Origin of the sequence: Cribrihabitans pelagius, from assembly GCF_048820915.1 — a bacterium.
GTDB classification, from domain to species: domain Bacteria; phylum Pseudomonadota; class Alphaproteobacteria; order Rhodobacterales; family Rhodobacteraceae; genus Cribrihabitans_A; species Cribrihabitans_A pelagius.
The window spans coordinates 53,797-66,959 of record NZ_JBMERR010000016.1 but is presented as its reverse complement, the minus strand read 5'-3'; the positions used below and the strand labels follow the sequence as shown (position 1 = coordinate 66,959).

Below are 13,163 nucleotides of genomic sequence, written 5' to 3'. Positions count from 1 at the left end.
CAGGAGAGCACCCCTTGTCCGACCTGTTCGACGACCCGCAGCCGGGGCAGAACGCCCCCGAATTCACCGTTTCCGAGATCTCCGGCGCCGTGAAGCGCACGCTGGAGGGAACCTTCGGCCGGGTCCGGGTGCGCGGCGAGGTGGGGCGGGTGTTCAAGGCCCGCTCCGGGCACCTCTATTTCGACATCAAGGACGACCGCAACGTCCTGGCCTGCACCACCTGGAAGGGGCAGATCGCCGGGCTTTCGGTGGTGCCGGAGGAGGGACTGGAGGTGATCGTCACCGGCCGGCTCACCGCCTTCGGGGCGCAGTCCAAGTACAACCTCAACGTCGAGGAAGCCGCGGCGGCCGGGCAGGGCGCGCTGATGGCGCTTCTGGAGAAGCGCAAGAAGCAGCTGGAGGCGGAAGGCCTGTTTGCGCCTGCCCGCAAGAAGCCGCTGCCCTACCTGCCGCATATCATCGGCGTCGTCACCTCGCCCTCGGGCGCTGTGATCCGCGACATCCTGCACCGCCTGCGCGAGCGGTTTCCGCGCAAGGTGCTGGTCTGGCCGGTTGCGGTGCAGGGCCGCAACTGCGCGCCCGAAGTCGCCCGCGCCATCGAGGGCTTCAACCGGCTCACCCCCGGCGGGGCTTTGCCGCGCCCGGATCTGATCATTGTGGCCCGCGGCGGCGGCTCGATCGAGGATCTCTGGGGCTTCAACGAGGAGGCCGTGGCCCGCGCCGCCGCCGCTTCGCAGATCCCGCTGATCTCGGCGGTGGGGCATGAGACCGACACCACTCTGATCGACTTTGTTTCCGACCGGCGCGCGCCCACCCCCACCGCGGCGGCCGAACTGGCGGTGCCAGTGCGGCTGGAGCTGATGGCCTGGGCCGAGGCGCAGGGCGCACGGCTGGCCCGCGTCGCGGGCCAGGCCGTGCAGCTGCGCCGCCAGCGGCTGAGCGACCTGGCCCGCGCGCTGCCGCGCCCGGACACGCTGCTGGAGACCCCGCGCCAGCGGCTCGACCGGATTGCGACGCGGCTGCCGGATGCGCTCACCGCGGGCGTGCAGCGCCGCCGCCTGCACCTGAGCGAGGCCGCGGCCACCTTGCGCCCGGCCACCCTGCGCGGGCTGGTGCAAGCGCGCCGCGACCGGCTGCAATACCTGTCGTCGCGGCTGAGCCTTCGCCCGATCCAGCGCGAAATCGCGCAGCAAAAAGACCGTATCGCCCAGCTTGGCCAGCGGCTGGACGCAGCCGAGCGCCAGCGTGCCGACCGCCGCCGCCAGAGCCTCGCCGCAGCAGGGCGCCAGCTGGAGATCCTCAGCTACAAGGCAACGCTGGCGCGCGGTTATGCGGTGGTCCGCTCCGAAGGCCTGGTGCTGACCACAAGAGCCGCCGCGGCCGGCGCCGGTCCGCTGCAAATCGAATTTGCCGACGGCACGCTGGATCTGGGCGCAGAACGCGCGGGCACGGGCGCCTCCGGTGCAGGCCACGCCTCGCCCGATGGGCCCGAGACCCCGCCCAAGGGCGGCCAGGACTCGCTGTTCTGATCCGCGTTTGCGGGGGCGGCACTCAGCCTCACGGCCCCCGGGCCGGACCTCAAACCCCGGTGTCGGGCCCGTAGCAGAGCATATCCTCGCCGATATCCTCGGCCTCGTAGAGCTCGGTTGCGGCGGGGTCGTTCTCAAACCGCGCGGTCAGCCCGCGCGGGCTCAGTTCGAAACTCCAGCACTGCGGCTCGTCGCGGTTGATGTAGACGAAACAGATCTGGCCCGCGTCCTCGTACCAACGGCCTTCCTGGCAGTTGCCATCGAGAAAGGACCAGATCACGCGGCGGTCCGGCAGGTAGCGCTCCACCCCGTAAAGCGTGCCGCCATAGCCGTAGTAAAGCGTGCGCCCCTGCGTATAGCGTTCGAACTCCTCCGCCCCCAGCGGCGCCGCCGCGGCCCGGCTGCCGCCCGGCGCCAAGGGGCCAAGCAGTGCGGGGATGATGAGAATCAGCAACAGCCAGCGCATGGCGCCACTGTGCCAGAGCTCCGCGCCTGCGGCCAAGGACTATCGGGGCGCCCGCAGGCCAAACAGCTCCCGCAAGGTCACCTTTGACCCGCGCCGCCCGTCCCGGGTTAGCTGGGCCGGAGCCGGGCGTAGGCGCGGAACAGGAGGCAGGCAATGGACATACTGACAGATCCCCGGACCCTCTGGGCCGGGGCGGCGGCGCTGGCGTTCTGGTACCTCCTCCTGGCGGCGCGCCCGCCTGGCCCTCTGCGCAGCATCGCCAAGACTGGCGCAGTGCTGCTGCTGGCGCTGGGCGCCTTGGCCGCCAGTGCGCCGGCGCTGCTGGTTGCGGCCCTTGGGCTCTGCGCGCTCGGCGATCTCCTGCTCTCGCGCGAGGGGGAGGGTGCCTTTCTGGCAGGAGTTGGTGCTTTTGCCGCCGGGCATCTTGTCTATGCGGCCCTGTTCCTGACCCGGGACGGCAGCGATCCGGCGCGCCTTCTGGAACTGCCGGGCCTTGCGGCGGCGGGCGCGCTGGCACTCCCGGGACTGGCGATGGCCCTGCTGCTCGCACCCCGGGCCGGGCCGCTCAAGGGCGCCGTTCTTGGCTATATTCCGGTGATCCTGGCGATGGGCTTTGCCGCGCTGAGCCTGCCCGGAGCCTTCGGTGCGGCGGTCTTCGCCGCTGCCTGCGCCTTCATGTTGTCGGACATCGTGCTGGCGGTTGAAACCTTCGTGCTGCCCCAATCCCACCGCCTGCGGCGGGTCACGCCCTTTGCGGTCTGGGTACTTTACTGGGGCGCGCAGGCCGGTTTCACCGCCCTGTTTTCCTGATCCGCCCGCGCGCTTGCGCTTTGCACTCCGGCGGAAACCGCATTAGGTGAAGGACAAACCCAAAGCCAACCTTCTGTGCGGAGACCAAGATGGCGTTTTTCTCGAAGCTCAAGGACCGGCTGTTCAAATCTTCCTCCAAACTCGAGCAGGGGCTCGATGCGATTGTCGAGGAGGGCGCGGCACCCGTTCCGGAGCAGGCGGCAAAGGCTCTGGCCGATTCGCCCGCGGTGACGCCCGAGCAGCCCGCGCCGGCGCCAGTGCCGTCTCCCGTCCCGTCACCGGCCCCGGAGCCCGAAGCAGCGCCCGAGCCCGGACGCGAAGCTGCCCCCGGACCGGCGCGGAAACCGGCCCCCGCCGAACCTGCGCCCGCCGCCCCTGCACCGAAAACCCCGGGCCTGCTCGGCCGCCTGATCGGCCGCGCCGCCCCGGAGGAGCCGCGCCGGGCGCTGGACGACGACATGCTGGAGCAGATCGAGGAGCTGCTGATCGCCGCCGACATGGGGGTCGATACCGCGCTGCGCGTCACCTCTAACCTGGCGGAGGGCCGCTTGGGCAAGCGGGTCTCCAGCCGCGAGATCAAGGAGCTCCTTGCACGGGAGATCGCCCGCATCATGGAACCCGTTGCCAAGCCGCTGCCGATCTATTCCAAGCGGCCGCAGGTGGTGCTGGTGGTCGGTGTCAATGGCTCGGGCAAGACCACCACCATCGGCAAGCTCGCGAGCCAGTTCAAGGCGGCCGGCAAGCAGGTGGTGATCGCAGCGGGCGACACCTTCCGCGCCGCCGCGGTGGAGCAGCTGCAGGTCTGGGGCGGCCGCGCCGGGGTGCCGGTGCTGACCGCGCCTGAAGGGTCCGACCCGGCATCGCTGGCCTTCGATGCGCTGACCAAGGCGCAGGAGGAAGGCGCCGACCTTCTGATGATCGACACCGCCGGCCGTCTGCAAAACCGCGCCGACCTGATGGAGGAGCTGGCCAAGATCGTCCGGGTGATCCGCAAGAAGGACGAAACCGCGCCGCATAACACGCTCCTTGTGCTCGATGCCACCACCGGCCAGAACGCGCTCTCCCAGGTTGCGACCTTCCAGAAGCTGGCCGATGTCTCCGGCCTGGTAATGACCAAGCTCGACGGCACTGCCAAGGGCGGCGTGCTGGTGGCGCTGGCCGACAAGTTCGGCCTGCCGATCCACGCCATCGGAGTGGGCGAGCAGATCGACGACCTCGCCCCCTTCGACCCGGAGGAATTTGCCGCCGCCCTCACCGGCCTGGAAAAATCCTGACCCGGCCTTTCCCTCGTCCCGGATATTCCCGCGCCGGGGCAGGGAAACCTGTCCCGCCGCTTCTTCTGGCTGAAAATATCCTCCGGGGGTCCGGGGGTGGAAAACCCCCGGCTTGCTCCCGCTGGCTGCTATAGTACCCCCGGCGGCCGCGGGCCTGGCCCACATAGATTTACCCCAACTCGTCCTCTTGCAGGAAATATCCCCGGGGGTCCTGGGGCAGGCAGCCCCGGGGGCTCTCCTCCGCGAAAAGGCATTTGATTTGAGCGATTGGCTGATTTCCCTTGAAGGCACCGCAGGCGGGCAGCAGGTGGCGCTGTACCTCGCCGTGGTGGCCGCCTTCCTGCACGCGGTCTTCGGCGCGCTGCAGAAGGGCCGCCATGACCCCTGGCTTTCGCGCGGCGCGATCGACTTCTCCTATGCCGCGATGGCGGCGCCCTTCGCGCTCTTCGTGGTGCCCTGGCCCGAGCCGCACATGTGGCTGATCTTCTTCGGCGCCTGGGTGATCCATGTGCTCTACAAGCTGTTCCAGGCGCTGGCCTATACCAAGGGCGCCTATACCGTGGTCTACCCGGTGGTGCGCGGCACCGGGCCGCTGTTTGCGGTGATCGGCGCCTACCTGCTGTTCGGCGAGACTTTCACGGGCACGCAATGGCTGGGCGTTGCGGTGCTTCTGGCCGGAATCTTCGGGCTGGCGGTCTACAACTTCCTCTTCCTCGTCAGCGCGCGGGAGACCCTGGGCATTGCCCTGGTGCTCGCGGTGATCACCGGGCTGTTCGTGGCGCTTTATACCACCTATGACGCCTACGGCATCCGCGCCACAGCCGACCCGTTCACTTTCCTCGCCTGGTTCTTCATGATCGACGGGCTGGTGTTCCCGGTCATCGCCCTTGCCCGCTGGCAGCGCATGGCCGAAGCGCCCGCACCGGGGCCGCTGATGATCCGGGGCTTCTTCGGCGGGCTGGTGGCCTTTGCCTCCTTCGGGGCGATCATGCTGGCGACCCGGCTCGACAAGGTGGGCGAAGCGGCGGTGCTCCGCGAGACCTCCACAGTCTTTGCCGCGCTGATTGGCTGGCTGGTGCTGAAGGAAACCGTCGGCCCGCGCCGGATTGCCTTGATGGCTTTGATCGCGCTGGGCGCCGTGATAGTGGAGATGGGCAGCGCCTGAGCGCGCACCGCAGAATGTCAGGAGAATGAATGGCCGGCCGTAAAATCAACCCCACCCTGAAGATGGTTCTGGAACTGGGCCCGATCGTCCTGTTCTTCATCGGCTACCTGCGGCTCAAGGACGAGGTCTTCCTGCTCGGCGGCGAGGAGTACCGCGGCTTCATCGTGGTGACCGCGGCTTTCATCCCGTTGATGATCGCCTCGACGCTGGCACTGTGGAAGCTGACCGGGCACCTCTCCAGGATGCAGTTCGCAACGCTGGTGCTGGTGGTCCTGTTCGGCGGCATGTCGGTCTGGCTCAATGACGACCGCTTCATCAAGATGAAGCCGACGATGCTTTACCTGTTGTTCGGCGGGCTCCTGGGCGCGGGCCTTCTGCGCGGCAAGAGCTACCTCAAGGTGGTGATGGAGGAGGTGATGCCGCTGGAGCAGGAGGGCTGGATGATCCTGACCCGCAGGCTCTGCGGCTTTTTCCTGGCGCTGGCGGTGGCAAACGAACTGATCTGGCGCTTCCAGAGCGAGGAGACCTGGGTCTATTTCAAGACCTTCGGCCTGCCGGTTGCGATGTTTGCTTTCTTCATGCTGCAGGGCGGGCTGCTGCAGAAATACGGCATCGATGAGGAGAAAGAGGAGGCAGGCCCGGCGGAATGATCCGGGGCCTCCCGCCGCTCCAGCGTGCCATGCGGCCTCCGGTGCTTGACGAAGCCCGCAGCCGTGCGTATTGGGAACAGACATCGATCGTGGCGATTTGTTACCGGATTGCGGGCCACGTTAAACATTCCCGCTAAAGAGGTCAGGACGTGAAGGACCCCCTTTCGCTTGGCCGATCGGGGGTTTTTTGTTGCGGCGCGTCCGTCCCGGCCGCCCGCCGCGCGAAGGAGACTGTGACGAGATGAGCGACAACGCAAACAGCACCTGGAACAGCCGCACCAGCATGGTCCACGGCGGCACCCGCCGCAGCCAGTACAACGAGGTGAGCGAAGCGATCTTCCTGACCCAGGGCTTTGTCTACGACAGCGCCGAACAGGCCGAGGCGCGCTTCATCGAGACCGGCCCGGACGAGTTCATCTATGCCCGTTACGGCAACCCCACGGTGGCAATGTTCGAAGAGCGCATTGCCGCGCTGGAAGGGGCGGAAGACGCCTTTGCCACCGCGTCCGGCATGGCGGCGGTGAGCGGCGCGCTGACCTCGATGCTGAAGGCGGGCGACCATGTGGTCTCGGCAAAGGCGCTGTTCGGCTCCTGTCTCTATATCCTGGAAACCATCCTCACCCGGTTCGGGGTCGAGGTGACATTTGTCGACGGCACCGACCTGGACCAGTGGCGCGCCGCGGTGCGCCCCGATACCAAGGCCGTGTTTTTCGAGAGCATGTCGAACCCGACGCTGGAAGTGATCGACATCGCCGCGGTGGCAGAGATTTCCCATGCCGCAGGCGCCACGGTAGTGGTGGACAATGTCTTCTCCACCCCGGTCTTCTCCAACGCCATTGCGCAGGGCGCGGACGTGGTCGTCTATTCCGCGACCAAACATATCGACGGCCAGGGCCGGGCGCTGGGCGGTGTGGTGCTGGGCAGCAAGGACTTCATCCGCGGCACGCTGGAACCCTACATGAAGCACACCGGCGGCAGCTTGAGCCCGTTCAACGCCTGGGTGATGCTGAAGGGGCTGGAAACCATCACGCTCCGGGTCAACGCCCAGGCCGACACTGCGCTGAAACTCGCACAGGCGCTGGACGGGCACCCGGCGCTGAACCGCACGATCTATCCGGGGCTCGCGGCCCACGCCCAGAACGCGCTGGTGCAAAGCCAGCTCGGCGGCAAGGGCGGCACCGTGCTGTCGCTGGACCTGAAAGGCGGCAAGGATGCGGCCTTCCGCTTCCTCAACGCGATGACGATCCCGGTGATCTCCAACAACCTCGGCGATGCGAAATCCATTGCGACGCATCCCGCCACCACCACCCACCAGCGCCTCAGCGACGCGCTGAAGCAGGAGCTTGGAATCACCCCGGGCCTGGTGCGCTTCTCGGTAGGATTGGAGGATGCCGAAGACCTGATCGCAGACCTGAAGGCGGCGCTGGCGGCGGCAGAAGGCTGAGTCCGGCCGCGGTCAGGGAGCTGCGGTTCACCTTTTGGAAATCATTCCTGTGCTAGATTGGCTAAAAGGCGAAGCGGGGCAGGCGCCTCCTACTGCCCGCAGCGTCGGCTTGGACGGTGCGGGGTCCGATTAAAAGCCGGTTCTGCCGCATTTGACCGATCCGTTTTGAGTTTTGCGGCGTAACAGGGTAAGACAGATGCCTGCCGGTCCCGTTCCGGGCCGGCCAGTGGAAGGACATGCGCCAATGAACATGCACCCCCGCGACAGCGGCGACTCCTCCGGACGTGAAGACGCGGGCCCCGGGTCCCCGGACCGCGCCGCCGCGGCGGCTGCACTGGACCTGCTGCGGGCCTGGGCGGTCAGCGCCAGCGAGACCGAGATTGCCGAGCTTGACCCGGCAGTCGCCCGGCTGCTGCCGGGGCGCGCAGCCTCCAACTACCCGGAGCTGTCGCGCCGCTACCCTGCGGACTTCCAGGCCGATGAGGCCTACCGCGCCACACTGCCCGACCTGCAGAACGGCCCCACCAGCCTGATCCGCGGCGCCCGCCAGCAGATTCAGCATGTGGGGATCTCCAACTTCCGTCTGCCGATCCGCTTCCACACCCGCAACGGCGGCGACCTGACGCTGGAGACCAGCGTGACCGGCACCGTGAGCCTCGATGCCGAAAAGAAGGGCATCAACATGTCGCGCATCATGCGCTCCTTCTACAAGCACGCCGAGCGCACCTTCAGCTTCGAGGTGATGGAAGCGGCGCTGGGCGACTATCTCTGCGACCTCGACAGCCCCGATGCCCGGCTGCAGATGCGCTTCTCCTTCCCTCTGAAGGTTGACAGCCTGCGCTCGGGCCTCAGCGGCTACCAGTATTACGATATCGCGCTGGAGCTGTCTGAACATGACGGGGTGCGCGAAAAGATCATGCATCTCGACTATGTCTACTCCTCGACCTGCCCATGCTCGCTGGAGTTGTCGGAACACGCCCGCCAGGCCCGTGGCCAGCTCGCCACCCCGCATTCGCAGCGCTCGGTCGCGCGGATTTCGGTGCAGTACGACCCGGAGGGCCCCTGCCTGTGGTTCGAGGACCTGATCGATCACTGCCGCCGCGCGGTGCCGACCGAAACTCAGGTCATGGTCAAGCGCGAGGACGAACAAGCCTTTGCCGAGCTGAACGCCGCCAATCCGATCTTTGTGGAGGACGCGGCGCGGCTGTTCTGCGAGGCCCTGCAGAGCGATCCCCGGATCGGCGACTTCCGCGTCATCGCCAGCCATCAGGAAAGCCTGCACAGCCATGACGCTGTGAGCGTGCTGACCCATGGCAAGCTCTTCAAGGCGGTGAGCCTCGATCCCAAACTATTCTCAACCCTGATCCATCAGGGCTGATCAGCACCGGGCACGCCTCTGCGCCGCGCGGCCCGGGCGGCAGGCGTCCCTCATTTTTGCGGCGGTTTTCCGCTCTTGCCGCGGCGCCTTCTGCGCTGCGGCATTTTTTATGCTGCCATGCGGAATTTCATGCTAGCCTGACTTGGAGCCTGCGGGGAATCCCGGGCAGGTTCCAAAGGGGGAGCCCATGCAGATGCGTCCACGACCGAGCGCCCGCAACCGCCCTGTTTCCGCATGCCGCGCGGATGGCGGCCGGCTGTCTGCTTCCCTCCGCTTGCCATCCGCTGGGCCTCGGGCCGCGGGCGGGCAAGCCAAGTGCAAGATGTAAGGAGTACGTGATGACCCGCTCTCACCGCCCCGTGGGGCTTTCTTTCCCGGCGCATCAGTGGGCTGGCTATGCGGCCGGCGCGCAGATGAAGCTGTGGCGCCGGATGGCCGAGGCCGCGATCGAGGTGCCGTTGCAGCAGATGCGGCTGGCACACAGCTTCCTGGACGCGCAGCGCAGGATGATGGGCTTCCCGGTGCCGCAGGGGTCTGGGGAAGCGCCCGCGCGCGCAGAGCAGGACATTCCGGCCAACCCGCCCGCCGGACCCGCAGCGGCACCGGAGGCCGCCGCAAAGCCCGCCGCACGCGAGACGGTGCGCCAGCCCGCCAAGCGCAAGCCTGCCGCCCGCAAGGCGGCGCGCCCGGCTGCCGCCGCTGCGCCCGCCACTGTACCGGCACCGGCCGCAGACGCAAAACCGGCCGCCAAGTCCCCGGCCCGCAAGCGTGCCAAACCGGCCGCCAGTTCCGCCACGCGCAAAGCCGCAAAACCAGCTGCAAAGGCAGCGGCACAGAAGGCACCCGCGGCGGACGGGAAACCGCAGGCCTCCCCTCCTGCGGAGGCGAAGACGGCCAAGCCCGCAGAGGCGAAGACAGCCAAGCCCGCAGAAGCGAAGACGGCCAAGCCCGCGGAAGCGAAGACGGCCAAGCCCGCAGAAGCGAAGACAGTCAAGCCCGCAGAGGTGAAGGCGGCCAAGCCTGAGGAGGTGAGGGCGGCAGAGCAGCCGAAGCCTGCGGCGGCCAAACCCGCCGCATACGCCAAGCCGGAAACCGCAACAGCCGCCAAGTCCGGTCAGCCTGCCGCTGCCGCAAATAACGGCGCAGACAATGGCGGCGGGGATGCCATTGCCAAGGCCGCAGCCGCGGTTGCGGCCCGAACCACCAAGCCGGCGCAAGCGGCCTCCGCCGACGGCGGCGAGGCGGCACAGTCCAAAACCGCCCGCCCGCGCCCGCCCTCGGCGCCGCCGCAGATGCCCGCGCGCAACGGCACCAAGGACGGCGGCAGCGCCACCTAAGCGCGCAGGCTTGACAGTTCCGTTGCACGGGGCCAACGCTGCGCGCCATGTTGGATCTGCGCCCGGTCGGGTATGTCATCGGCCTTCTGGTCGTCATTCTGGGAGCCACGATGGTCTTCCCGCTGCTGGTCGATCTCTATGACGGCCAGGGCCAGTGGCCGGTGTTCCTGCAAAGCATGGTGTTCACCGTGCTGGTCGGCGGGCTGCTGGCGCTCAGCTGTGCCAATGGCGTGCGCGAAGGGCTCAGCATCCGCCAGACCTTCCTGCTGACCACCACGGTCTGGCTGGCGCTGCCCCTTTTCGGGGCGGTGCCGCTGATGCTGGGGGCAACCGAACTGCGCTTTGTCGATGCTTTCTTCGAGGCGATGTCGGGGCTGACCACCACCGGCGCCACGGTGATCACCGGGCTCGACGGCCTGCCGCGCGGGCTTTTGCTGTGGCGCGGCATCCTGCAATGGCTGGGCGGCATCGGCATCATTGTGGTTGCGATGGTGTTCCTGCCCGAGCTGCGGGTTGGCGGCATGCAGATCTTCAAATCCGAAGCCTTTGACACTTTTGGAAAAATCCTGCCCCGCGCCCAGGCTATCGCCAAGCAGATCTCGCTGATCTACGTCGGCCTGACACTGGCCTGCATGCTGGTTTACACAACGCTGGGGATGGGCGTCTTCGATGCGCTGGTGCATGCGTTGACGACCTCTTCCACCGGCGGGTTCTCAAACTACGACGCCTCCTTCGCCACCTTCTCGGGCCCCGCGGAATATGCGGCGGGGCTGTTCATGGTGCTCGCGGCGCTGCCCTTCGTGCGCTACGTGCAGCTGTTGCACGGTCATGCCACGCCGATCCTCGGCGACAGCCAGATCCGGGTCTTCCTGATCACCATCGCGCTCCTGGTCGCGGTCACCGCCGCCGTCCTGATGATGCTGTTCCCGCACACGCCCGAGCGGGCCGTGCGCGAGGCACTGTTCAACATCATCTCGATCATCTCCGGCACCGGTTATGCCAGCGCCGACTACATGACGTGGGGCAGCTTCCTGGTGATGGTGTTTTTCTTCATCGGGCTGATCGGCGGCTGCGCGGGCTCGACCACCTGCTCGGTGAAGATCTTCCGCTACCAGCTCTTGTTCTCCGCGATCAAGGTGCAGATCCTGCGCATTCGCCTGCCGCACGGAGTCTTCATCCCGCGCTTCGAAGGCCGCCCGGTGGGGGTGGACGTTCTGAGCTCGGTGATCTCCTTCTTCATGTTCTTCGTCCTGACGCTCGGCATCGTCGCCCTGGCGCTGGCGTTCACCGGGCTGGATTTCGTGACCGCCGTGTCGGGCGCGGCCTCGGCGGTCGCCAATATCGGCCCCGGGCTCGGCAGCGTGATCGGCCCCGCGGGCAATTACGCGGCGCTGAACGATCCCGCCAAATGGATCCTCAGCGCGGCCATGCTGATTGGGCGGCTGGAGCTGATGGCGGTCTATGCCATCCTCACGGTGCGCTTCTGGCGGGCCTGAGCGGCGCGCGCCTTGGCCCGGCGGCCTGCGTGTATCGCTACAATGCGCGGCTTGCTCTTGCACGGCGGCTCGCATAAGAGGCTCTGGATTATAACCCGCAAGCGCAGGGAGACGATGTCCTTATGCCCGTACTTGTGATGAAATTCGGCGGCACGTCGGTCGCCAATCTAGACCGCATCCGCCGCGCCGCCAAACGCGTCGGCGTCGAGGTGGCCAAGGGCTATGACGTGATCGTCATCGTCTCTGCCATGTCCGGCAAGACCAATGAACTGGTCGGCTGGGTGGACGAAACCTCCCCCTTGTATGACGCGCGCGAATATGATGCTGTGGTGTCCTCGGGCGAGAATGTGACCGCCGGCCTTATGGCGCTGACCTTGCAGGAAATGGATGTTCCGGCGCGCAGCTGGCAGGGCTGGCAGGTGCCGCTCAAGACCAATTCGGCCCATAGCCAGGCCCGCATCGAAGAGATCCCGCCGGAGAACATCACCCAGAAGTTTGCCGAAGGCATGAGGGTTGCGGTTGTGGCCGGCTTCCAGGGCATCAGCCCCGAGGGCCGTATCACCACCCTGGGCCGGGGCGGATCGGACACCACCGCGGTGGCCTTCGCCGCCTCCTTCGGGGCCGAGCGATGTGATATCTACACCGATGTCGACGGCGTTTACACCACCGACCCGCGCATCTGCGACAAGGCCCGCAAGCTGGACCGGATCGCGTTCGAGGAAATGCTGGAGCTGGCCAGTCTGGGCGCCAAGGTGCTGCAGACCCGGTCGGTCGAGCTGGCGATGCGCTACAAGGTGAAGCTGCGCGTGCTGTCCAGTTTCGAGGAACAAACCGACGAGGCCGGAACCCTGGTCTGCGACGAGGAGGAAATCATGGAATCCAATGTTGTGGCCGGTGTGGCCTATTCCCGTGACGAAGCCAAACTGACGGTGCAATCGGTGGCCGACCGCCCCGGCATCGCGGCCACCATCTTCACCACGCTCAGCGATGCGGGCGTGAACGTGGACATGATCGTGCAGGACATCTCCGAAGAAGGCCGCACCGACATGACCTTCTCCTGCCCGACCGATCAGGTCGCCCGCGCCGAACAGGCGCTCTTGGCAATCAAGGACAAGGGCGAGCTGAACTATGCCGAGCTGCTGGCCGACAATCACGTCGCCAAGGTGTCGGTCGTGGGGATCGGCATGCGTTCGCAGTCGGGTGTGGCGGCCAAGATGTTCAAGGTGCTGTCGGATGAAGGCATCAACATCAAGGTGATCACCACCTCGGAAATCAAGATCTCGGTGCTGATCGACCGCAAGTACATGGAACTGGCAGTGCAGGCGCTGCACGACGCTTTCGAGCTGGAAAAAGCGGGCTGAGCGCGTCCGCGCCAATTGACAGGTAACAGAGCAAAGGCGCCGTGACGGCGCCTTTCTTTTGCGGTGCAGAAAGCAGCCGCGCGGTTTCTGCGCTGCGGCGGCGATATTCGCCCAAGCGGGCGGCAGGGTTGCAAAAAATCTTGGACTTTTCCCGCCGGGGTGGGACAAGTGGGTGGAGGAGAGATGGCCGGCGCACTACTTTGGGCGGAGCCCGCACAGGCACGGATTGTGCAACAGGGGCGGGAGTGCGGCA

Annotated in this window: 11 protein-coding genes and 1 riboswitch; of the genes, 10 read left to right on the top strand and 1 reads right to left on the bottom strand. The window is 66.9% G+C overall.

From position 1 onward, the window contains the following. The first annotated feature begins 14 nt into the window (after positions 1-14). Positions 15-1,529, top strand: a complete 1,515-nt coding sequence (gene xseA / locus ACOHX0_RS14885) for an exodeoxyribonuclease VII large subunit (RefSeq protein WP_420677770.1) — start codon at positions 15-17, stop codon at positions 1,527-1,529. 49 nt (positions 1,530-1,578) lie between these two features. Here xseA and ACOHX0_RS14880 read toward each other — a convergent pair whose 3' ends face one another. Continuing rightward, positions 1,579-1,995 (bottom strand): hypothetical protein, encoded by a 417-nt coding sequence (locus ACOHX0_RS14880; protein ID WP_420677768.1) that lies wholly within the window; start codon positions 1,993-1,995, stop codon positions 1,579-1,581. 153 nt (positions 1,996-2,148) lie between these two features. On the opposite strand from ACOHX0_RS14880, the gene ACOHX0_RS14875 reads away from it, so the two are divergent. The 9 genes from ACOHX0_RS14875 (at position 2,149) to ACOHX0_RS14835 (ending at position 12,910) form a co-directional block, all read left to right on the top strand. Beyond that, complete coding sequence (locus ACOHX0_RS14875) at positions 2,149-2,805, top strand: lysoplasmalogenase family protein (protein ID WP_420677766.1); 657 nt, start codon at positions 2,149-2,151, stop codon at positions 2,803-2,805. Positions 2,806-2,894: 89 nt separating this feature from the next. Then, positions 2,895-4,079 carry a signal recognition particle-docking protein FtsY gene (gene ftsY / locus ACOHX0_RS14870; protein WP_420677764.1) on the top strand — a complete coding sequence of 395 codons (1,185 nt, stop codon included), beginning with the start codon at positions 2,895-2,897 and terminating at the stop codon, positions 4,077-4,079. 259 nt (positions 4,080-4,338) lie between these two features. Further along, the gene (locus ACOHX0_RS14865) at positions 4,339-5,244 is read left to right on the top strand and encodes an EamA family transporter (RefSeq protein ID WP_420677761.1); all 906 of its coding nucleotides are present in this window, start codon (positions 4,339-4,341) and stop codon (positions 5,242-5,244) included. 29 nt (positions 5,245-5,273) lie between these two features. Continuing rightward, entirely contained in the window at positions 5,274-5,894 is a 621-nt protein-coding gene (locus tag ACOHX0_RS14860; RefSeq protein WP_420677760.1) for an inner membrane-spanning protein YciB, read from the top strand. 79 nt (positions 5,895-5,973) lie between these two features. Beyond that, a riboswitch (SAM riboswitch) is annotated at positions 5,974-6,052 on the top strand. Between the two features lie 83 nt (positions 6,053-6,135). Continuing rightward, entirely contained in the window at positions 6,136-7,338 is a 1,203-nt protein-coding gene (metZ, locus tag ACOHX0_RS14855) for an O-succinylhomoserine sulfhydrylase (protein ID WP_420677759.1), read from the top strand. A 244-nt stretch (positions 7,339-7,582) separates the two neighbouring features. Next, positions 7,583-8,716 (top strand): GTP cyclohydrolase FolE2, encoded by a 1,134-nt coding sequence (gene folE2, locus ACOHX0_RS14850; RefSeq protein WP_420677757.1) that lies wholly within the window; start codon positions 7,583-7,585, stop codon positions 8,714-8,716. 338 nt (positions 8,717-9,054) lie between these two features. Further along, positions 9,055-10,053, top strand: coding sequence for a hypothetical protein (locus tag ACOHX0_RS14845; protein WP_420677755.1), 999 nt, complete (start codon positions 9,055-9,057; stop codon positions 10,051-10,053). Between the two features lie 47 nt (positions 10,054-10,100). Beyond that, a complete protein-coding gene (locus ACOHX0_RS14840; RefSeq protein ID WP_420677754.1) occupies positions 10,101-11,549 on the top strand; it encodes a TrkH family potassium uptake protein in 1,449 nt (482 codons plus the stop codon). A gap of 122 nt (positions 11,550-11,671) precedes the next feature. After that, complete coding sequence (locus ACOHX0_RS14835; protein ID WP_420677752.1) at positions 11,672-12,910, top strand: aspartate kinase; 1,239 nt, start codon at positions 11,672-11,674, stop codon at positions 12,908-12,910. Positions 12,911-13,163 lie beyond the last annotated feature (253 nt).

Bases quoted from the DNA above. Each gene is read 5' to 3' on its own strand.
- ACOHX0_RS14880 (WP_420677768.1), bottom strand. From the start codon at position 1,995: ATGCGCTGGCTGTTGCTGATTCTCATCATCCCCGCACTGCTTGGCCCC.
- ACOHX0_RS14875 (WP_420677766.1), top strand. From the start codon at position 2,149: ATGGACATACTGACAGATCCCCGGACCCTCTGGGCCGGGGCGGCGGCG.
- ftsY (WP_420677764.1), top strand. From the start codon at position 2,895: ATGGCGTTTTTCTCGAAGCTCAAGGACCGGCTGTTCAAATCTTCCTCC.
- ACOHX0_RS14860 (WP_420677760.1), top strand. From the start codon at position 5,274: ATGGCCGGCCGTAAAATCAACCCCACCCTGAAGATGGTTCTGGAACTG.
- metZ (WP_420677759.1), top strand. From the start codon at position 6,136: ATGAGCGACAACGCAAACAGCACCTGGAACAGCCGCACCAGCATGGTC.
- folE2 (WP_420677757.1), top strand. From the start codon at position 7,583: ATGAACATGCACCCCCGCGACAGCGGCGACTCCTCCGGACGTGAAGAC.
- ACOHX0_RS14845 (WP_420677755.1), top strand. From the start codon at position 9,055: ATGACCCGCTCTCACCGCCCCGTGGGGCTTTCTTTCCCGGCGCATCAG.
- ACOHX0_RS14840 (WP_420677754.1), top strand. From the start codon at position 10,101: ATGTTGGATCTGCGCCCGGTCGGGTATGTCATCGGCCTTCTGGTCGTC.
- ACOHX0_RS14835 (WP_420677752.1), top strand. From the start codon at position 11,672: ATGCCCGTACTTGTGATGAAATTCGGCGGCACGTCGGTCGCCAATCTA.